This window comes from Ruegeria sp. AN6 (assembly GCF_056540425.1).
Window position 1 is genome coordinate 460896 of sequence record NZ_JBQFWR010000001.1, and the last position, 20288, is coordinate 481183.

The 20288-nt window shown below is 54.8% G+C and carries 19 protein-coding genes and 1 pseudogene; 11 read left to right on the forward strand and 9 right to left on the reverse strand.

What is annotated here, in order from left to right; all coding sequences use genetic code 11:
• Positions 1–171: 171 nt before the first annotated feature.
• The 3 genes and pseudogenes from ACR0MQ_RS02280 to ACR0MQ_RS02290 all read right to left on the reverse strand — a co-directional run bounded on the left by ACR0MQ_RS02280 (position 172) and on the right by ACR0MQ_RS02290 (position 2805).
• On the reverse strand, positions 172–690 hold the full coding sequence (locus tag ACR0MQ_RS02280; RefSeq protein ID WP_170770827.1) for a hypothetical protein: 519 nt from the start codon (positions 688–690) through the stop codon (positions 172–174).
• Positions 691–912: 222 nt separating this feature from the next.
• Positions 913–1671 (reverse strand): annotated as a pseudogene (locus tag ACR0MQ_RS02285) (IS5 family transposase).
• 102 nt (positions 1672–1773) lie between these two features.
• Positions 1774–2805 carry a LacI family DNA-binding transcriptional regulator gene (locus ACR0MQ_RS02290; RefSeq protein WP_480605597.1) on the reverse strand — a complete coding sequence of 344 codons (1032 nt, stop codon included), beginning with the start codon at positions 2803–2805 and terminating at the stop codon, positions 1774–1776.
• Positions 2806–2918: 113 nt separating this feature from the next.
• Here ACR0MQ_RS02290 and ACR0MQ_RS02295 point away from each other — a divergent pair, with 113 nt between their 5' ends.
• Genes ACR0MQ_RS02295 through ACR0MQ_RS02315 form a run of 5 tightly spaced genes read left to right on the forward strand, consistent with a single transcriptional unit; the run spans position 2919 to position 8872 of the window.
• Entirely contained in the window at positions 2919–4430 is a 1512-nt protein-coding gene (locus ACR0MQ_RS02295; RefSeq protein ID WP_170470135.1) for a tripartite tricarboxylate transporter permease, read from the forward strand.
• A complete protein-coding gene (locus ACR0MQ_RS02300) occupies positions 4427–4882 on the forward strand; it encodes a tripartite tricarboxylate transporter TctB family protein (RefSeq protein WP_480605600.1) in 456 nt (151 codons plus the stop codon). Before ACR0MQ_RS02295 ends, ACR0MQ_RS02300 begins: the two co-directional genes overlap by 4 nt.
• A 41-nt stretch (positions 4883–4923) precedes the next feature.
• Entirely contained in the window at positions 4924–5883 is a 960-nt protein-coding gene (locus tag ACR0MQ_RS02305; protein ID WP_170539621.1) for a Bug family tripartite tricarboxylate transporter substrate binding protein, read from the forward strand.
• A gap of 59 nt (positions 5884–5942) precedes the next feature.
• A complete protein-coding gene (gene sauS, locus ACR0MQ_RS02310; RefSeq protein WP_480605603.1) occupies positions 5943–7364 on the forward strand; it encodes an acylating sulfoacetaldehyde dehydrogenase in 1422 nt (473 codons plus the stop codon).
• On the forward strand, positions 7361–8872 hold the full coding sequence (locus ACR0MQ_RS02315; RefSeq protein WP_480605606.1) for a class I adenylate-forming enzyme family protein: 1512 nt from the start codon (positions 7361–7363) through the stop codon (positions 8870–8872). Before sauS ends, ACR0MQ_RS02315 begins: the two co-directional genes overlap by 4 nt.
• Before the next feature lie 236 nt (positions 8873–9108).
• Here ACR0MQ_RS02315 and ACR0MQ_RS02320 read toward each other — a convergent pair whose 3' ends face one another.
• Together ACR0MQ_RS02320 and ACR0MQ_RS02325 are read right to left on the reverse strand one after the other, a co-directional pair.
• Entirely contained in the window at positions 9109–10200 is a 1092-nt protein-coding gene (locus ACR0MQ_RS02320) for an aminomethyl transferase family protein (RefSeq protein WP_480605609.1), read from the reverse strand.
• 12 nt (positions 10201–10212) lie between these two features.
• Positions 10213–11775: a trimethylamine methyltransferase family protein gene (locus ACR0MQ_RS02325; protein WP_480605611.1), complete on the reverse strand. Its 1563-nt coding sequence runs from the start codon at positions 11773–11775 to the stop codon at positions 10213–10215.
• A 107-nt stretch (positions 11776–11882) separates the two neighbouring features.
• On the opposite strand from ACR0MQ_RS02325, the gene ACR0MQ_RS02330 reads away from it, so the two are divergent.
• From ACR0MQ_RS02330 to ACR0MQ_RS02340, 3 genes are all read left to right on the forward strand, one after another.
• Entirely contained in the window at positions 11883–12755 is an 873-nt protein-coding gene (locus ACR0MQ_RS02330) for a LysR substrate-binding domain-containing protein (RefSeq protein WP_480605614.1), read from the forward strand.
• Positions 12756–12827: 72 nt separating this feature from the next.
• Positions 12828–13364: a dihydrofolate reductase family protein gene (locus tag ACR0MQ_RS02335; RefSeq protein ID WP_480605618.1), complete on the forward strand. Its 537-nt coding sequence runs from the start codon at positions 12828–12830 to the stop codon at positions 13362–13364.
• Positions 13361–13933, forward strand: coding sequence for a TetR/AcrR family transcriptional regulator (locus tag ACR0MQ_RS02340; RefSeq protein WP_480605621.1), 573 nt, complete (start codon positions 13361–13363; stop codon positions 13931–13933). Before ACR0MQ_RS02335 ends, ACR0MQ_RS02340 begins: the two co-directional genes overlap by 4 nt.
• Positions 13934–14305: 372 nt before the next feature.
• Here the strand turns inward: ACR0MQ_RS02340 and ACR0MQ_RS02345 are convergent, their stop codons facing one another.
• The 3 genes from ACR0MQ_RS02345 to ACR0MQ_RS02355 all read right to left on the reverse strand — a co-directional run bounded on the left by ACR0MQ_RS02345 (position 14306) and on the right by ACR0MQ_RS02355 (position 15919).
• Entirely contained in the window at positions 14306–15010 is a 705-nt protein-coding gene (locus ACR0MQ_RS02345) for a hypothetical protein (protein ID WP_480605624.1), read from the reverse strand.
• Between the two features lie 542 nt (positions 15011–15552).
• A complete protein-coding gene (locus ACR0MQ_RS02350) occupies positions 15553–15834 on the reverse strand; it encodes a HupE/UreJ family protein (protein ID WP_480605628.1) in 282 nt (93 codons plus the stop codon).
• The gene (locus tag ACR0MQ_RS02355; protein WP_170770847.1) at positions 15755–15919 is read right to left on the reverse strand and encodes a HupE/UreJ family protein; all 165 of its coding nucleotides are present in this window, start codon (positions 15917–15919) and stop codon (positions 15755–15757) included. The genes ACR0MQ_RS02350 and ACR0MQ_RS02355 overlap by 80 nt, the downstream gene beginning before the upstream one ends.
• A 725-nt stretch (positions 15920–16644) precedes the next feature.
• Between ACR0MQ_RS02355 and ACR0MQ_RS02360 the strand changes: the two genes are divergently transcribed.
• From ACR0MQ_RS02360 to ACR0MQ_RS02370, 3 genes are all read left to right on the forward strand, one after another.
• Complete coding sequence (locus ACR0MQ_RS02360) at positions 16645–17349, forward strand: hypothetical protein (RefSeq protein WP_480605631.1); 705 nt, start codon at positions 16645–16647, stop codon at positions 17347–17349.
• Between the two features lie 66 nt (positions 17350–17415).
• Positions 17416–18810: a site-specific DNA-methyltransferase gene (locus ACR0MQ_RS02365; RefSeq protein WP_480605634.1), complete on the forward strand. Its 1395-nt coding sequence runs from the start codon at positions 17416–17418 to the stop codon at positions 18808–18810.
• Positions 18811–18839: 29 nt separating this feature from the next.
• Positions 18840–19355 (forward strand): DUF5681 domain-containing protein, encoded by a 516-nt coding sequence (locus ACR0MQ_RS02370; protein ID WP_480605637.1) that lies wholly within the window; start codon positions 18840–18842, stop codon positions 19353–19355.
• 272 nt (positions 19356–19627) lie between these two features.
• Here ACR0MQ_RS02370 and ACR0MQ_RS02375 read toward each other — a convergent pair whose 3' ends face one another.
• The gene (locus tag ACR0MQ_RS02375) at positions 19628–20272 is read right to left on the reverse strand and encodes a sugar transferase (protein WP_480605639.1); all 645 of its coding nucleotides are present in this window, start codon (positions 20270–20272) and stop codon (positions 19628–19630) included.
• Between the last annotated feature and the right edge of the window lie 16 nt (positions 20273–20288).

The following is a 20288-nucleotide window of genomic DNA, read 5'->3' on the forward strand; positions in this document are numbered from 1 at the left end:
AAACTACTTCAACGTAACACTCTGACAAACATCTAAAATTGTATTTCCCAGTGTTGCAGAACTAAGCGTTCTTGGGTTTGCTGCATTACTTTGCACGATCGCAACACTAAGGAATCAAAGTACCCAAGCTTAGCTGAACCAGCCCCAACCGGGCTGGTTCAAAGAGCCGCGCTACTGCGTCAGCAAGTTGCGCAGGTCTTGTATCTTGGCGACGATCAGCTCGGGCGATGCTTTAATATCGTCGAGAATCGTAAGAGCTTTGGATTTAACATCCTCAGTTAGAGTGCTGTCCTGGATCGATGTGACCAAGGCGTCATAGTCAAAATTCTGTGCAGTCAGCATTCCCTCTTGAACCCAGGAATTAAACAGCTCTTGCCCCTGCGCCGTGAGCGCAGCAACTTGTTCTCCGGCGTCGGAAACTGCATCGCTGGCTTGTTCTGCGACAGATGACGCCGCTTCACTTGCTTGATCTGCAACCGAAGATGCGGCCTCAGACGCTTGCTCGGTCGCCGCTTCAACCGCATCGCTCGCAGCCTCTTGAATGGCTGTGGCTGCCTCGCCAACAGCGTCGGATGCGTCCTCGGCAGCCGATTGAAGCTGTTCGGCTGGTGTTGGTTCAGGCTTTGTGGCGAAATAGTATGCCCCTCCGCCAATGATGGCGATGGCAACAATTAACAATAGACGCGACATAGGGGGTCTCCTTCAAATAATGTGTCGCCGACATGGGTTGAATTTACCCTAGCGCCAAGGGGAAAACCCGTGAATCTGCAGCACATTCCGGGTTTGAGCTACACTGTGCTGATAGGCATGGTATGCGGTGGCAACATCATGCCGTATTCGGTCGATTGATCAGATAAAAACATGTTTCGGAAGTTTGTGGTGGAAACTCAAGCGGCAAACTAGGCTCAAGACTCATAGCCAATAGATTAAGAGTGCGGCGAGCGCGATTGCGGACAGGAAGACCTTCGGGCATCTGTCGTATCTTGTTGCAACTCGCCGCCAGCCCGTCAGCCTGCCGAACATGATCTCAATCTGATTACGTCGTTTGTATCGTCGCTTGTCGTATCGAACTGCTGTCTCGCGTTGCTTTCGACCGGGGATACAGCCGCGTATCCCTTTGTCTTTCAATGCTTCCCTGAACCAATCAGCGTCATAGCCTCGATCACCCAGCGGCCAATCGACCTTTGGTAGACTGGAAACGAGAGCTCAAGCGCCGATGTAATCAACTGACCTGACCGGCGGTTGTGAAGGAATTCAACGGTCATCCAGTGCTGTCACAGATCGCGTGAAGCTAGGTGTTCATCCCGCCCTTTGTCCGCCCGATCAGACGGCTACGTCCCCTTTTTTCACCGCAAGGCTCGACGCCGTGCGATGGGCTTTGAGATAGGTTGCGTCGATCATGACTGTATTCTTTTCACCTTGATCTGCGGCCAAACCAATCAACATCTCAGCAAAGATACCCTTATCGCTCCATCGCTTCCAACGATTGTACAATGTCTTGTGCGGCCCGTATTCTTTGGGTGCGTCGCGCCACCTTAACCCATTGCGATTGATGAAGATAATCCCGCTCAGCACACGCTTATCGTCAACACGGGGCTTGCCATGGGACTTCGGAAAGAAAGGTGCAAGCCGCGCCATCTGCGCGTCGCTCAACCAGAATAGACCACATATGTTCACCGCTCGTTTTTCGACCCGTGAATCACGCAACCAAACGGAATTCAATGGCTCCTGAGCCTAACAATTTCAGTTGGCGAAGTAATCTGTCCAAGTAGGTTAATATACTGACATCGGGCTTGTCGTTCCTCTAACGACACATTCGAGTTCGCAACAGATTTTAAAAGGCTCTGGATGTTCTGAGGTAATGTAGTCGGTGAACCTCTCGCCAGCGAGTTTGCCGATGTTTTCTGCCGGGATGCGAATGGTTGTGAGGCCCGGCTCAACATCCGCTGATCCTTTGAAGTCTCCGATGCCGATGATCGAGAGATCGTCTGGAACCCTCAACCCCAGGCTCTGGGCCGCGAATAATGCGCCTTGCGCAATGACGTCATTGCCGCAAAGCAGAGCCGTAGGACGAGAGTGCTTCGTCAAGAGGGTCTGCGCTGCTTGCTTAGCTTGCGACACACTATATGGGGCTTCAGACTCATGTTCACTCGGAACGGAAATACCCATTTCGTTAAGCGCTGCATGCACGGCAGATATCCGATGTTGGGCGCGGTCATTACCATTGGTTTGGGGAAATATCAGCCCAATGTCACGGTGCCCCAAGGCCAGTAGATGTTCCGTCGCAAGACGCCCGGCCAGCCGATTGTCGGCCCCCACACAAGGAAGGATGGATTCTTCCGAAAAATTCCATATAGCGAGCGCGGGTATTTTCTGCTGTTCGATCAGTCGGGCGGTGGCGTCAGAATGTTCCAATCCAACCAGCGCCACTCCGTCGACACGATGTTCAAGAAATTTTCGTACCATCGCGTATTCCCGATCGAGGTCATATCCATGCGACGCCAGCAGCAGGCTAAACCCGGCGTTGTCGATTGAGTCCGAGAAGGCCTGAATCACTTCGGCAAAAATGGCGTGGTTGATCGTCGGGACGACCAGGCCGATGGTGCCGGAACGTTTGCCATGCATCGTCTGTGCGGCACGGTTTCGGATATAACCCAACCTTTGCACCGCCCGATTGATCTTTTTCCGAGTCGCGGGGTTGACCAAATTCGGGTGATTGAACGTGCGCGACACTGTTGATGGTGATACTTTTGCGGCCTTTGCAACCGCTACAATGTCCACCTTACCTTTTTGAAAGTTAGACATAATATTCTCTCACTTGATCGAATTTATGAAAACATTTGCAATACTATTTTCATCGCCTACCCTGATTTGTCAACAAAAGTAAAAGTGTGAACTGATGGGTTGGGAGGCCCTGAATGGACTTCATTTATTACTTCGGAGACGTATTCACGCCGCTGTCCTTTATGCTACTGTTGGGCGGTACGATTGGGGGGCTTATCCTGGGCGCGACGCCGGGCTTGTCGCCAACAATGGCAGTCGCACTATTGATCCCTTTCACCTTTCAGCTGGAGGCTGCGCAGGGCCTGATCCTGCTGGGTGCCGCCTACACTTCAACAGTCGCAGGTGGAGCAGTCAGCGCCATCTTGCTCAAGATCCCCGGTGCGCCAGCAAATATCGCAACGACCTTGGACGGGCATACCATGGCCAAACAGGGTCAGGGTGCGCGGGCGCTGCAATTGTCGTTTCTGGCTTCGGCCGTAGGTGGCATTTTTGGCGTGCTTTTACTGATCTTTCTAACCCCGGTGCTGGCGAAATGGGCTTTGGCTTTCGGGCCGTCACATCTGTTCTGGCTGGCTATTTTGGGCGTAACAGTAATCGGGACGCTGGATTCCGCCTCGGTGGTTAAAGGTCTGCTCTCAGGCTGTATCGGGTTGTGGCTGGCCACTATTGGCTTTGACGATATCATGGGTGCGCAACGTTTCATCTTTCACCCTGCTTTGGGAGGCGGGATCAATATCATCGCCGCGCTGATTGGCCTGTTCGCGATCCCGCAGGTGCTTACAATGTTCGCAAAGGGTCGCCACAACACCGGTGCCGAAGTCATCGAGGTGCAACGGCATTCTATCCTCGAAGCCTTCCGCGAACTCTTTAGCCGCACACGCGCGTTGAGCATCGGAACGCTGACCGGCTCGATCATCGGCCTGATCCCCGGCGTCGGAGGGCAGATCGCCGGGCTCGTCGCTTATGACCAGACCAAAAAGTTCTCGTCTGAAAAAGACAAGTTCGGCACAGGACATTCCGAAGGCGTAATCGCCGCGGAATCGGCCAATAATGCGATGGTAGGCCCATCTTTGGTGCCGCTGCTGACCCTGTCGATCCCGGGTAGCCCAACCGCTGCCGTTCTACTGGGCGGATTGCTGATCCATGGGATATTCCCAGGTTCGGATCTGTTCGACAACCATCCCGACGTGGCTTGGACTTTCATCAACTCGATGCTGATCGGGCAGGTCTTGATGTGCATCTTTGGCCTCTATGTCGCCGGTCTCGCAGCGCGTGTAGCCCAAGTCCCGCAGTCGGTTATGGCAGCCATCGTTCTGGCACTGTCGGTCTTCGGGGCCTATTCGGTGCAGGGTTCGATGGGCGATGTTTATGTCATGGCCTGTCTTGGAATCGGCATGTTCTTCCTGGAGCGCTTTGGTTTTTCAGCCGCACCACTGGTGTTGGGGTTAATCCTTGGGCCAATCGCCGAAGCCAACTTCATTCAAGGCGGGATGATCGCCGACGCAACTGTCGGCAAGGCTTCGTATTTCCTGACCGGTGGACTGAACCTGTTGCTGATTGCAGTGGTGCTAGCCTCAATCGCTTACTCGGTCTGGATGGAACTGCGCCACCGTCGCTACACCACGAAAGAGGAGGCGCAGGCATGAACCGCTCGCAACACGTATTCGGGTCGGGTCTGGTCTTTGCCGTGGGTCTATGGGTGACCTGGGTCAGCTATACCCAGCAACCGGCCGAGGCATTCCTATTCCCGCGACTTATCGCATCAGTTTTCGTGGTTCTGGCCGGGTGGACATTTGGCAAAGCGGCGATGGGTCTGTCCAAGGTCGGGAATGGTGTAACACGATCGATGTTCCTGAACATGCTGCCGGGTTTGATCATTACACTGATCTACGTGTTCTGGGCGGCCAAGTCGCTGGGCTTCTACACAGCGACGGCCATCGCATTTTTCGTTCTGCTGTCGATTTATGATCCAGCCCCACATTCCGAAACCAAAACCTGGGTTAAGCGCGGCGTCATCACGGCAGTCTTTTTGGCGGTGATGTACGGGCTCTTCGCCATGCTTCTGAACGTCTACACACCAAAGGAAATTCTGTTCTAACCGCGCAGGGCGCGGGGAACTAAATTAGGGAGGAAACGCAAATGAGACGAATGATAGCAGGGGCCGCATTGGCCTTCATGAGCCTGACAGGAGCCGCAGTGGCAGAGGAGTACCCCGAACGGCCGATCATGATGATGGTCAGTTACGGCGCGGGAGGCGCGACCGACTTTCAGGCGCGCATTGTCACCATGACATCCGGTAATGAAGACGCGCTTGGAATGCCCATTGCCATTATCAACAAACCCGGGGCAGGTGGTCGTGTGGGTTGGAATTGGTTTGCCACGCAGGCTGACCCGGATGGCTACACACTTGCGGCCTATAACGTCCCGCATTTTATCGCTCAGTCGATCAAAGGTGGGGTGGAATATTCGACTGACAGCTTTGAACCCATCGCGAATTGGGGCGCTGATCCGGCTGTATTCGTCGTTGGCGCGGACAGTGAGTTCAATTCAATGGAAGATGTTGTCGCCTTTGCCAAGGAAAACCCAGGCAAGCTGACCGTTTCCGGCGCGGGCCTATTTGTGGGTCACCACATTGCAGCCTTGCAGATCGACAAAGCAGCGGGAACCAAGATGGCCTACATCCCGACCAAAGGCGGTGGGGCTGCGGCCATGAAAGCTGTGATCGCAGGTGAAGTGTTGGGCGGTATCAACAACCTGTCGGATGCGTTCCGCGCGCAGGAAGCGGGCAACGTCAAAATTCTGGGTGTTGCTGACCTCGAGCGTAACGCATTCCTGCCCGACGTGCCGACGATGATGGAACAGGGATTGGACGTCGACAACTCGTCGGTCAATTTCCGAGGCGTGATGGTGCCCAAAGGCACTCCACCCGAGGTTATCGAGAAACTCTCGGCAACAGTGCCCGAAATGTTTGCCAATTCCCGCGTTGCCAAAAAGATGGAGGCCGGCGGTTCACCGATGCACATCATGACACGTGATGAAGTGATCGAGATGTGGGCTCAGCGTCAGCAGACACTGAACGAGTTGCTGGCCGGCCTCTAAGCCGGATGGACGCAGCGGGGCGGAGCTGGTCCGCCCCGGACAACATATCGAGGACCAAGATGAACGCTCAGGACGGGATTTCGCCGGAAATAGCCGAAGTAGATCGTATCGTAGCTCAAGCGCGCAAGGCGCAGAGGGATTTCGAAGCTGGTGGAAGTCAGTCGCTATACGACAAAGCGGCACTGGCAGCGGGATGGGCCATAATGGAACCAACGCGCAATCGGACGCTGGCGGAAACTGCGGTTGAAACCACCGGTCTGGGCAACGTGCCGGACAAGATCACCAAGAACCATCGGAAGACACTCGGCCTGCTGCGCGATATTGCCGACGTGAAAACCCACGGCGTCATCAGTGACGACCCGAAAACAGGTATTACCGAAATTGCGCGTCCAATCGGCGTGATCGGCGCGGTTGTACCCTCGACCAACCCTGCCGCAACGCCCGCGAACAACATCATCAATGCGCTCAAAGGCGGTAATTCTATCGTGGTGGCTCCGTCGCCAAAAGGCGTGGCGTCCTGCGAAATGTTGGTTGACTACATCCATTCCGAATTCGATAAGCTCGGGCTGGATCGCGATCTGGTTCAGATGATCCCCGCGCCCGGATCCAAGGCCAAGACACAACGGTTGATGGAAACTGTTGATCGCGTGATTTGCACTGGCAGCCAGAACAATGTCCACCGCGCGCAGTCCTGTGGAACGCCAGCCGTTGCGGTTGGCGCAGGCAATGTGACCGTGATTGTGGACGAGACCGCTGATTTGCAGGCAGCGGCAGCCAAAATCACGGCTTCAAAATGTTTCGACAACGCGACGTCTTGTTCTTCTGAGAACGCGCTGGTCGTAGTGGGCGCAGTCTATGACGCGTTCGTGACCGCAATGGCTGCTGAGGGCGGCGCTTTGGTGACGTCCTCTGAGGCAAGTGATATCGTGGCGCGACTTTGGCCTGATGGCCATCTCAACCGATCGGTCATAGCGCAGGACGCCGAAAAAATGCTCGAAGCCTTGGGGATGGCGGGCAAAGTACCTGAGGGGACTAGATATCTGGCGGTGGAGACTGATGGAATCGGCCCGGATCATCCTTTGTCAGGCGAAAAGCTCAGTCGGGTCCTAGCTCTCTATCGTGCTGCAGATTTTGAGGCGGCCAAGGCCATAGCGTCGAGCATTTTGGTGCATCAGGGGGCCGGGCATTCGGTTGGCATACATACTGGCGACGACGAGCGTGCGATTGGATTGGGTAATGATTTGCCAACCTGTCGGGTCATCGTAAATCAGCCGCACACCTTTGCCACTGGCGGCAGTTTCACCAATGGAATGCCTTTTTCCCTTTCGATGGGCTGCGGTAGCTGGGGCGGCAATTCAATCGACACCAACCTGCATTGGCGGCATTTCGTGCAGACCACCAAGATCGTTCGAGAAACATCCCCGCGTGAACCCGAGCTGGAAGAGATCTTCGGTGACTACTGGTCGGAGGCCGGACAATGATGGAACCGCCCAAGGGAACTGTTCGCGAATGGTTAGACTACAGGGCAAGCCAGGGAGGAACCGGTTTTGTTTTCCCGGATGGGGCACCGGAGCTGAGTTGGAGTGAGTTGCGCGAAACGGCCCACCGCATCGCAGTTATGTTAACCGGCATGGGTGTGGAGAAAGGAGAAAGCGTGGCGATCCTGTACCCTAACTGCCGTGAAGCGCTAGAGATCCTTTTCGGCGTCCTGTATGGCGGGTTTCGGGCGACGATGATTAACCTTGTCGCTGGTGACAGCGCCGTGGCCTACGCGCTGGAACACAGCGGCGCGCGTTATGGCTTCGTCCATCCCGGACAGATGGATTTGTTCGCGCGCACGGCCAATCCTGATGAGGTCACCGCGCTGCGGGTTGAAGATGCCCAGAGTTCCGATGGCAACTTGCATGACCTCTCATCCGGCGACCACGCGCTTTTGATGTACACATCCGGCACGACCGGGCGTCCAAAGGGCGTGGTCCACACGCATTCCAGCCTGCTCGCCGGAGGCTGGACAACCACCGTGGCGCATGATTTGACCGAAGCCGACCGTGGGTTCTGCGTTCTGCCGATCTATCACATCAACGGTCTTTGTGTGACGGTCATGGGAACACTGGTCTCGGGCGGATCGCTGGCCATGTGCGATCGGTTTTCGGCCAGTCGGTTCTGGGGCAATATTGGAAAGTCCCAAGCGACATGGTTCTCTGTGGTTCCAACCATCATTTCCCACCTGCTGCACTCGGATACCTGCCCGGACACCCAAACGCGCCAGAATGTGCGTTTCGGTCGTTCTGCGTCGTCAGCGTTGGCCCCGGATGTGCAGCGCGCCTTTGAGGACCGGTTCAAAATCCCCATCGTGGAAACTATGGGTCTCACGGAAACAGCAGCGCAAATTCTTTCCAACCCATTGCCTCCAGCCGTTCGCAAGATCGGCTCTCCCGGCATCCCATACGGGAACGAGGCGGCAATTGTTGATGCCGACCTGCGACCTGTTCCACACGGATCAGAAGGCGAGTTGGTTATTCGCGGACCAAATGTAATGCTGGAGTATCTCAACGACCAAGACGCTACCACGGGCACGTTTACGTCTGACGGATGGTTGCGAACCGGTGATCTCGCCCGCATGGACAAGGACGGTTATGTTTTTGTCACCGGCCGATTGAAGGAGCTTATAATAAAAGGCGGCGAAAACATTGCACCGCGCGAGATTGACGAAGCACTTTATTCGCATCCCGATGTTGTTGAAGCCGCCGCATTTGCGCGCCCCTGCAAAAGCTATGGCGAAACCGTCGAGGCAGCGGTCAAAATTCGTAAAGGGTCCCAGGTGACGTCGCTGGGCCTTTCGAAACTTTGTGAAGCTCAATTGGGTCGTTTTAAGTCCCCCGACGAAGTTCATATCTTGCCGGAACTTCCAAAAGGGCCGTCGGGAAAGATTCAAAGAAACAGAATACTCGAGATCGTTGGCGAGAAGGCCAACGACTTGAAGAAATAAACATCTGTGATGCTGTGTGTTTGAAAATCCAATGTTCTCACTTCATATACTGCGCAGCGGCACCGTCAGGGTGGCTTAGGGTCTTCGTTGAGCCTGGCTGCCGTCAATCGAGGTGCTGAAATGCTACGCGTCACACCAAAGGCGGCTTTGGACGACTGCACCGCGGCATCATATTTGGAACGTTGAAGTCCACTTTGGGCCGCCAACAGTTTTTACAGAAACCCGCAACGATCTCCTTATTCGTGCGTTCGTAGCTTCGTTGGATCGTAGATGGGGTAGTTTGCGATCTTTGCCTTTGTGTTTAGGCCCTCGCCTGCGACGGAGAGCGTCGTTCCAACAGCCAGTCCTGGAACAACATGCGCAAGAGCAAGGGATTTACCCATCCGGTGTGAGTAGCAGGGGCTGTTGATCACGCCGATAATTTTGCCACCCCACAAAAGCGTTTCACCGCCAACAACCATGTTGGTGTGGTCAATTTCCAGGCAAACATTGCTTATTTTTTCGGCCCCCTTTGCTGCCGAGACGGCAGCTTTTCCGCGATAGTCGGCCTTGGTTGTGCTTACGGTAAAGCCTAAGCCAACCTCCCATGGGGTGTTTTCCTCGTTCATGTCATAGCCGTAAAACAGCAGCCCGGCTTCGATACGCACCTTGTCCAAAGCGGTAAAGGAACAGGGCATGACTCCCTGTTGCGCGAGCTTGTCCCAGATATCCGTAATCACTACCCCATCTGCAAAAATCTCGTAACCGCGTTCGCCGGAATAGCCTGTGCGTGAGATGCGGCACGGATAACCAAAAAGCGTCGCCAGTGCGTGTTCGAAATAGTCCAACTCTGCCAAGTCGATATCTGTGTGGGCGTTCAGGATCTCCAAGGAGGCAGGGCCCTGCACCGAAAGGTCATGCAGATCGTCAGTAAAGTCGATCTGAACGTCACGCCCTGCCGCCGACGCTTTCAGCAGCGCCATGGTGTCGCCGGAGCCGTGCACGATCATCCATTCATTGCCACCATTGTTCGACACGATCGCATCGTCAGCGATCCCGCCTCCATCGGTCAGAACACAGAGGTAGGCAGCCTTACCCGGTCCAACTTTGGTCAGATCGCGCGTGGTCAGATGGTCTAGTACCGCTTGGGCTTCGGGGCCGCGCACGAACACTTTCTTCAGGGGGGACATGTCGAACATACCGGCCCGTTCACGGACCGCATCGTGCTCATCATTGGGATCGGAGTTATAGGTCCAAGCCGTACCCATGCCGTTCCAGTCCTCCAACCCAGAGCCAAGCGCGGTATGGCGCGATGCAAGGGCGGATGTGCGGCTAAGCTCTTCGGTCATGGGGCTTCCTTTCTAGTACCATTCGTCCGGCATGCTTGCCTTGCGTTCAGACACGAAGCCTTCAAGCGCGGCTTTTGTGCAGGAGTTCATTTCGGGCTGTTGATAGTCGTCCAGCATTTGGCGCCACCGCGCCGTGGCGCGTTGGTCTGACGTGAGCGCGCCTTTCTCCGTCCAGGTCTCGAAAGGGCCGGCATCCGGGATTTGCGGTTCGAAATTCGCCGATTTGTAGTGACGCAGCGTGTGGCTGGTGGAGAGGAAATTCTCACCCGGGCCGGTTTCGAGATAGGCATCGCGGCCAAAGGCTTCATCGTCGACTTCAAAACCCTGCAAAAGTTTCAGCATCGCGCCGCAGTGATCTACGTCCATGATGAACTTCTCGTAGGACATGACCAATCCACCTTCGAGCCATCCCGCCGCATGCCAGACCTGATGCGCGCCGGATAGAAGTGTGGACCACATGGCCCCCGTACTGTCCTGCATCGCTTGTCCGTCCGGGGCGTTGGACGCGGTGATTTGTCCGCCGCCCGAGCGCACCGGAACACCAAGTCTGCGCCCCAATTGCGACAACGCCATGGTGACCATGTTCGCCTCTGCCGATCCGAAGGTCAGAGCGCCCGTGCGGAGGTTCATGCTGGAGTGAAAGGACCCCATGACAACCGGGCAACCGGGCCGGACAAGCTGCGCCAGGGCGATACCGACCATGGCTTCGGCCAGTGTCTGCGCGACCACTGCTGCGGGTGAAAGCGGCCCCATGGCACCTGCAAAGATCGCCGGAGAGATACACACGCATTGGTTTGCTTCGGCATAGATGCGCAGCGCGGACGACATGGTGTCATCGAAAACCAGTGGAGAGTTGACGTTGATATTGGCCTGCATCACGGCGTTGTATTCCATGATGTCGCCCCCAAAGACCAATCGCGCCATGTCGATGCTGTCCTGCGCGCGGTCTGGCGCGGTGACCGATCCCATAAAGGGCTTAGTCGATAGGGTGAGATGGGCCAACACCATTTCCAGATGCCGCTTGTTCACGGGTATGTCTGTCGGCTCAACTACGGTTCCGCCGGAATGATGTAGGGCAGAGGAGCTGTATGTGAGTTTGATAAAGTTCCGGAAGTCTTCGAGCGTCGCGTACCGACGACCATTGGTCAGATCGCTGACAAAGGGTGACCCGTATCCCGGCATCAGGACAATATTGTCGCCACCGAGGGTAACGGTGCTGGTCGGGTCCCGACCGTGCAGTTTGAACTCGGACGGTGCTGTGGCGCAAAGGTCGCGCGCATGTCCCGGGTCAAACCGAACACGCTCACCTTCGACGTGAGCACCTGACTCGGCAAACATCTCTAACGCCGCGTGGTCGCCTCGAAAATCGATCCCGATCTTGCCCAGAATCCAGTCCGACTGTTCTTCGATCCGCGCCAAAGCCGCATCGCTCAGCAACGCGTATGCAGGTATCTTTCGCTTCGCAAACGGAGCGCTGGCCGCAAGTGTGCCTCGACACGACGACCGACTGCGACGGGATCGGCTGCGGCGCTCTGCAGGTTGCGGTGTATCCTTTGTTGCGTTCAAGGAACCCAAACGCGTTACTCCTGCTCTTCAGTATCGGATTTAGAATGGGCAATGTTGCGTGATTGGAAATCGAAATTTTCTGGTCTCAGCGTTCAAATTTCTTATACAACGAGGGTATGCCTCGTCACTTTCATCATCATGACCTTCTGCGGCTGTTTACTGAGATTGCCCGATATTCCAGTTTCTCGGATGCTGCCACGGCCCTGAACATGACCAAAGGCGCGATCAGCTATCAGATAAAGACGCTTGAGACTGACTTAGGAATGGCCTTGTTTCGGCGCACGACGCGCGGCATCACGCTTACGAATGACGGGCTAAAGCTGCTGGTGACTTGCCAATCCAGGTATGAAGAAATTGAATCCGGTATCCTGACATTGAAGGGGAAAATCTCACGGTCTCTGACCGTCGGCGTGTCCACCTATTTCGCGGCGCGCTGGCTATCTCCTCGCCTGATGACGTTCATGCAACGCCACCCGGATGTGCAGTTGCGCATTCAACCGATGATCGAATTCTCTGATCACGAGATGCAGGATGTTGATCTGGCGATCAGATGGGGAAACGGTGAGTTCGGTCACGGCAATGTAACCCGCTTCATGCCGATGTCGCCCTATCCCGTTGGGAATGCCTCAGCGGCCCAAATGGTTGCAGAATCGGGAATAGATGCCTCCATATCACAACTCATCTTGCTCAGAGATCGCGATGACAGCAACGCTTGGTCCGATTGGCTGATCGCGGCACATCTGCCCCAGCAATCGCGGCAGGATGTATTGATCGTTCCTGACCCCAATGTCCGGGTGCAAGCCGTCATCGACGGGCAGGGCATCGCCTTGATGGATGACCTCGTGTCGGCTGATTTGGAGGCGCAACGGCTGTTCCGGTTGTCCGATATTGAACTGCCCGACTACGGATACTTTCTTGTTCAGCCACATAACACCGTTGCGACGGAGGCCGTGGCCGCCTTCTCGGAATGGGTGACCAACCAATCCTGACCACGTTTGGCTTGAACATCATCGGTTTGAAATTTATACGCCGTATAATTTAAGGCTTACGGAGGCACCGATATGACAACTGGGCACATCATGATGGCCATGAGCCTCGATGGTTTTGTTGCAAGACCCGACCACGCGCTTGACTGGCTGAACAAGCAAGCGACGCATAACGAAGATCACGGCTTTGCAGAGTTTCAGGGCCGGATGGATGTAATCGTCATAGGGTCGGGATCGTTTCGCACGGTTGTGGGATTCGGGGAGTGGCCATACTCCATCCCCTGCATCGTGATGAGCCGCACTATGACTGACGAAGACGTTCCCATGGAGCTGCGCAGCAGGGTTGAGGTTTCAACGCTTGAGCCGAATGTCCTATTCGCCTCTTTGCAGAAGCGCGGATTGCAACGGGCCTATGTCGATGGTGGCGCGGTTATTCGATCGTTTATCGAGGCGGGTCTTATCGAAGACATGAAGATTACCATCGTCCCAATCCTTCTTGGTGATGGCATCCGGATTTTTGGTTCCATCGACAGGGACATTGATCTGGAACTGATGTCCTCAACACCTTTCCCTTCGGGGCTGGTGGACCTTGAATACAAGGTGAAACGGTGACGAAGGTCGTTTCAGTCGGACGGCCGGTAAAGTCGTCGCAAAAGCTCTCAAAGCAACTGATCCTCAGAACGGCGCTGCCGATCGTTCAGAAAGGCGGCGTTGAAGGGCTGTCATTTCGTGTGCTGGCTGAACAACTGGGCGTTACCCCGATGGCAGTCACGTATCACGCAGGTAGCAAGAAGCAGCTTTTGAGCGATCTGGTTGAGCTTGCATTCGAGGGAGTCCTGGGTGGCATTGAGGACGGTCCTCCGGTCAAACGGGCGCGTAGCATACTGGCGGCCCACTACCGGTATGCGTTGAAGAACGCCAATCTTCTGCGTGCGATCCTCAATGACGTGACACTCATGAGCGAGGACCTTGTCCGTGTTGCGGCGGAATTGAAGGCCTGCACAGACCAACTGAAGAACAGCGATGGCGGAGATGTCCTTGTTCACCTTCTGATCGACTATGCGCATGGCTTTGTGCTCTCCGCCTCCAGCGGAGAAAACAATCCGCTCACAATCGACGACTTTCTGCGCGGCGTTGACTGGATTCTGTTTCAAGCAGCTGGAATGGACGAGGCGATTTAAGATGAAGTACATCCGTGCGGTGCGCCAGAACACCTTTGAAGGCGTAGACATCAGTATCTAAGCAATAATATCTCGGTACTTGCGGGTGTTTCCGGTTCGGGAAATTGTTCGCTGGTTGAATTCACTGTGGGGGATGTTCTGCACCGGCGGCGAATGTCTAGAAAGCAGAATACCACCACAGCATCTCAGCTGGCTGTTGGATGTCACCTTAGGACCGTTTTCGGTACTTGTGAGCGTGGGCAGAGTGCGGAATTCGCCGCGTTTCCGCGAGGCACATTACTGAACACAGATCAAACATTCGATAAAGTTAGGACATTGATTGATCTACAGTCAGAGCGTGAGAATTCGGCAAGAAACCAATTTTAGTTCCGATCAATCCTTGAATTTTGCATCCACAATCGCTGCGAGAACAAATCGCGTTGCTGGATCAATTTCGTCGCCTTGGAGAAGGCTTTCGAATTGATGGTTTAATGCCTTTGAATGCCAGTTTTGCATGGTCGTTGCGACGCGGGCAGCCAAAGACGCGTTATTAGCCAAGGCCTCAGAATACAAACCAATGATGTATGGTCTATATTCCGGATGAACGGTGCCGCCATCAGCCAATGCCCGAACAAGTTCCTTGATGCTTGCATGGTGCACATGGGATTGCCCGAGCGCCTCTCCGATTGTGCGGATTGCTTTCATGCCATCGACTTCGATCCCGGCAAGTGCCCATTCATATACATTTGATCTTTTTGATCGCAATATCTCCGCAAAATTGAACCTAACAACAGCAGCGGCCGTTGCGTCAGTCTGTAGGCCCAGTAGCCGGATGGAAACCGGTACGTAACTGACGCGATCAATTCTGCCGAATTCTTCCAATAGCTGGCTTGTCTCAACAGAGGTTTTCAGGGGGTGCACGAGTTGATACGGTGCCCGATGTATCTCGATCAATGCGACGTTGCGCAAGACCGGGTCTGGGTGTGACAGGTAGTTGGCCAAAAAGGCTGTTCGTTCCTGTTTAACGGATTTCGTGGAAGGCCAGAACGCTGCGGCCTTTCGCAAGCGATTTACAAATTCGGCTCTTTCAGGCGTCATCAGAAAAATTCGTGTCCAACGCCGGGATATAGCGCGGCCAGCGCTATCCCGGTCAATAGAGCCGTAGGTGAATAGCACAGTCTTGTCGGGATCGGATTGCAGCGCGCGCCTTGTCACGCTGTCGATCAGGAACGGGATCTCAGGTAGTCTACCAATTTTCCGATCATTTTCTTTCCACACTTGTATTGGTGCGAACTTGAAAGGATTGTCTGGCTGAGGTCGCGCGAGGACGATGAAATCTGCCGAAAGAATATGGTCCGCAACAGAAGCTTCCGGTAGTTCGATGCAAACCGAACATGCGTGGAGCGACCGGGGCCAAGCCACGACACAGAAAAACAGACAGAGAATGGCCATCAACAGCCGAAGATGTGGCATCCAATTGATTTGCTTCTCCGCACTCGACATAAGAAACCGTTCTACCCCCAAAATCCCTCAACACGTTCAACCCGCCAAAACTGAGCCTATCAGATAAATGGTCACCGTGTTTAGAAATTGCCATTTCTCTGCTTTGATCCGTTCGAATGCCGGAGAAAGCTTCGTGATCAACTCGCCAGTGAAAGGATCCCGGCAACAGACATGATTTGACCGATTTCTACACCAAGGTTGAACCCCAAACGAGCAACAAATTTGTCTCCCTCTGGTAACCCGATTTCATTCAGAGCACTGGCAGAACCCAGGCCGTGTAGAAGGCCACAAGAAAATGAGACAATCCACGGCCATCTCTCTGACATACGCAAGTGCTCGCTATCGCATTTTTGCAATTTCAACCGCAAGAATGACGATTGACAAAACGATGACAGCTTCCACAGGTGGGGAAGGGACATGGATCAAATTCAATGAAGCCAAGGCCAGTGTAATACTATTCGCGAAGGTAAAGGCGGTGATAGCACCAAGTATGGTCCGTTTCACCCCGCGCTCTGCTAGTTCGCGCAGCGCTACATTTTATACTTGTAGCGAATGGCGATAACGGGGGCTACCACAGCAGAATAAAAGCACCACGCTGAATGCCTCTCATGGGCAGGGGATAGATCGTGGAATACGAGACAGGGTTCTATGCTTCAGGAGTTCCGAGGCTGCTACGAGCCCATCCCAGTCTTTGTATTTTTGTGCGGCGCGGACTTATGCAGACATGTTTGCTTAAACTCTAAAACTATTTTGAGATATCTGGTTACTGACCCATTTGTTGTCTAACGGATAGTACACCAATAGCGAGTGACGCTTCGCGCCGCTGACAAAGGCATGTACTAGTCTTAGCAAAGTGGCGGTGGACGCAGTCTGGAGCGAACCGGTCTCTGCGAAGACCGGCGGCAAGACTAGGCATTTTCGCGGTTGTTGGCCTGATTTACCTGTTTTTCACAGTTTTGCGTGTTTTGTATCAGCTCTATTGTCGTAGTTCTCCGATATTGTCCCAAGGTTTCCGCGAGTTAGTCGAATTCAGGTCGCTTTGAAAAACACGCCAGAAACACGAGCAAAACACGTGATCTACAGGGTAGGGGGCTTGGAAATCAGGATCAAATCAGGGTCGGTGCACGCGGTTGATTCAGCGGCAACCCATAATATGACCCCAAATGGGGTTGACTTATCGAGGCGCGAGTATTAATTCGACCCTAAGTCAAGCTGAATTGGGTGCACCAATGTCAAACCAAACCTATGGTCGCGGACAAGCCGAGTGGGCACTGTGGAAGAGTTTCACGGTTGGGAGCGGTGCGTCTGATGACGTCCCAAAGGTCTTCCGGACCCGGGTGAAGCGCCTTCTTGATGTGGATCGCGAACACGACTTTTCTGAGGCCTCTGCGCCACCGCCTGTGCGATGGTCCTTTGTGGCGCCGCCGGAAGAGAGTGGCGCGGAAGCCGCCTATACCGCGATCGACGTGTTCTGTTTGGCGATTGGACTGGACCTGCTCGATGCCGGGTTCAAGCAATCAGAGATCGTGTTTCTGATGCGATACCTTCGGCCCGAGCTGGAGGCGCGCATGCCAGAGCTTGTTGAACGCCCGTCGCTTAACGCCCGCCAAAGGTATAAACCCGAGGTCGACCCCTCTCTCCCGACATACGGCGAGAACCGAAAGAGATACCTGGATGCCCGCCAGTTTGTCGTTTTGAGCAAGATCGAGCTGCGGGAGATCGTGCCGCAGGGCAGGGCCCGTGCGCAAAAGACGCCGCTGTTCCTTGAGCCGGACTTCTGCGGCGGGATCGAAGCGCTGAGTGAGGTTCTGAGCGACGCGATGCCCAATCGCCGCCGGGTCGTTACCGTCCTAGAGCTGACTGCCACGGCCCAGGCAGTTGTCAATTCCCTTGAACAAGCCCCAAGCATCCGGCGCGGACGACCCAAGGCTTAAGGCGTGAGAGATGATCCATTCCCGTCCCAAAGCATCGCCTAAATCAACCCTTAGTGAGGTTAAATAATGAGAACTGTTAGACTTGAGACGATCGATCCAGACGGTCCCATCAGAGCTCTGAAGGGAACAGCGACACTACCAATCGCGCGCCTGAAGCCGCATGATCGGCGGGCGCGGACTCATTCAAAGCGACAAGTCCGCAAGATCGCGGCATCGATCGAACGCTTTGGTTTTGTAAACCCGGTGCTTGTGGATGGAGACAATGGGATCATCGCTGGTCACGGCCGCGTTGAAGCCGCCAAGTCTCTTGGCTGGACAGAGGTTCCCACACTGCGCGTCGAGCATCTGAGCGATGCTGAAAAGCGTGCCTACATTCTGGCGGACAATCGTCTTGCAGAGGAGGCGGGTTGGGACCGGGAAATCCTCGCGATCGAACTTCAGGGGCTTATCGACGTTGACTTCTCCGTTGAGTTGACGGGCTTCGATCTCGCTGAGGTGGATCTTATCCTCGAGGAGCAGGCGACCGGTCAGGCAACTGACCCCGGCCGCGAAGACGAAATCCCGCAGGTGCCCGACGACGCTGCCGTCATCAGCCGTGTCGGCGATCTCTGGGAACTTGGATCACATCGTCTGCTCTGCGCCGATGCAACGTGCCCTGCCTCCTATGAACGGCTTCTCGGCGACGATGTCGCCTCCCTGATCTTTACCGATCCGCCTTACAACGTTCCCATTGCCGGGCATGTGTCTGGCCTCGGAAAGGCACAGCATCGCGAGTTTCCGATGGCGTCGGGCGAGATGTCGTCGGAGGCCTTCCAGACCTTCCTGGCCACTGTCTTTGGGCACATGGCGGCCCATTCAGGTGATGGTTCGATCCATTTTATCTGCATGGATTGGCGCCACATGGGCGAGACCCTGGCGGCCGGGGATAGTGTTTATGACGAGCTCAAAAATCTCTGTGTCTGGGCCAAGTCAAACGGCGGCATGGGTACATTCTATCGGTCGCGACACGAGTTGGTCTTTGTCTTCAAGAGCGGGACAGCGCCGCACATCAATACATTTGAGCTTGGCCAAACCGGGCGCTACCGAACCAATGTCTGGGAGTACCCAGGCGTTAACAGCTTCGGCGAAGACCGCGACGCGGCCCTGGCCATGCATCCGACCGTCAAGCCTGTCGCGCTGGTCGCGGACGCCATCAAGGATTGCTCCAAGCAGCGGCAGATTGTGCTTGATCCCTTTGGCGGGTCAGGCACAACCCTGATCGCGGCAGAAAAAACCGGCCGGCGAGCACGGCTCTTGGAACTTGATCTGGCGTATTGCGACACGATCATCCGTCGATGGCAAAATCTGACTGGCAAGCATGCGCGGTGCGCTGAAACGGGCACGCGATTTGCAACAAAGGCTTCCGAACACGAGGCCGAGGTGCAAGCACCGTCCGCGACGGACGCCGAGCCAGCCTGCTGACATCCAACCATCAAATGAAAGGTAGATTGATGCGCAAAGAAGATGAAAACGCGCCTGATGTGGGCTCGAAACCGACAGACCAGAGCCGGGATGCCCGCGGCCGTTGGCGCAAGGGTCATTGCCCAAATCCGAAAGGGCGACCGCGCAAAAAGAGGTTCAAGAACTACTACCCGTCTGATGTGAAGCACTTTGCCAACACACAAATCGAATTGATGATCGGCGGTGAGCCGGTGAAGCTGGATCGCCGTTCAGCGCTTTTGAACAAGATATTTGAGAGCGCGATGAAGGGAAGGGTCTCGCAGCAACGCTATTTGATGGGGTTGTTTGAAGAGAAGGATGCCGAACTTGCCGAGCTCAGGCACCAATACGAGCGATTTCTGCACGAATGGGTGTTGGACAATCCAAACTTCAAGAACTTCGATGACAGCCTGTCCCATGAGCAACAACTCATATTGCTTAAGATGGGTGCCACCCTCAATCACTACTATCCCGGGCAGTTTACTGCATTTCTGGGGATCGATGATACTGACGAAGAGGTCGGCTAAACGGACAAAAGCGGCTGTTAAGGCGCAGAGCAGCGAATGGCGGTAACGAGCCCAAAGCCGAAGTGCTCTTTCGCTCTTGCTCGCTCATGCAGCAATGCCAACGCCAAAACTTTTTTCCACGCCGAAAATGCGAAAGAAGACGTTCATTCACGGTGGGCCGACAGAACTGCAATTCGTCACGGTGCAAATACTTAAATCGTTAGTTGGCACGGCATCGAACCTTGGTTCTGTCTCGTTCTTATGTAAACGGGCCACGCCTTCGCAGCCTTGCGCTAATACGCACCTTTGCCTCCAATGACAGCGTAAAATGTTCGAAAAAGAATCCGGACGTCCGTACCAAGGGAGCTTTGGCGAACATAATCGAGATCAAGCGCAATCATTTCTTCGAAGCCAATGTCCGCTCGGCCAGATACCTGCCATAAGCCAGTAATGCCTGGCAGAACTTCATGCCTTCCGAGCGCATGGTTCGGGTAGGCGGCCACCTCGTCGACCAGTGCAGGGCGAGGTCCGACCAGTGACATATCTCCGCTTAAGACGTTGAACAGCTGTGGAAGCTCGTCCAAAGACCAGCGCCTGATAAAACGGCCGACAGGCGTGATGCGAGGATCGCATTTGACTTTGAGACAAATCCCGTCGCGGTCGCTCATGTCTTCAATATCTCTGCGGCGGTTCTCCGCATCCTGGTACATCGACCGAAACTTCAACATACGGAAAGTGCGACCGTCGCGACCCACCCGGGTTTGCACGAAGAACACTGGCCCGGGCGAAGTGCTGGCCACGGCTATGGAGATCACCAAAAGGACAGGCCAAATGGCGAGGAGACCCAATGCCGTCAATGAAACATCAAGAACGCGTTTCGCTCCGATTGAGGGCGTTTTTTTGCGCGGCAAATTCGGTTCGATGCTGATCATCGTCATTTTAATTCTCCAGTTC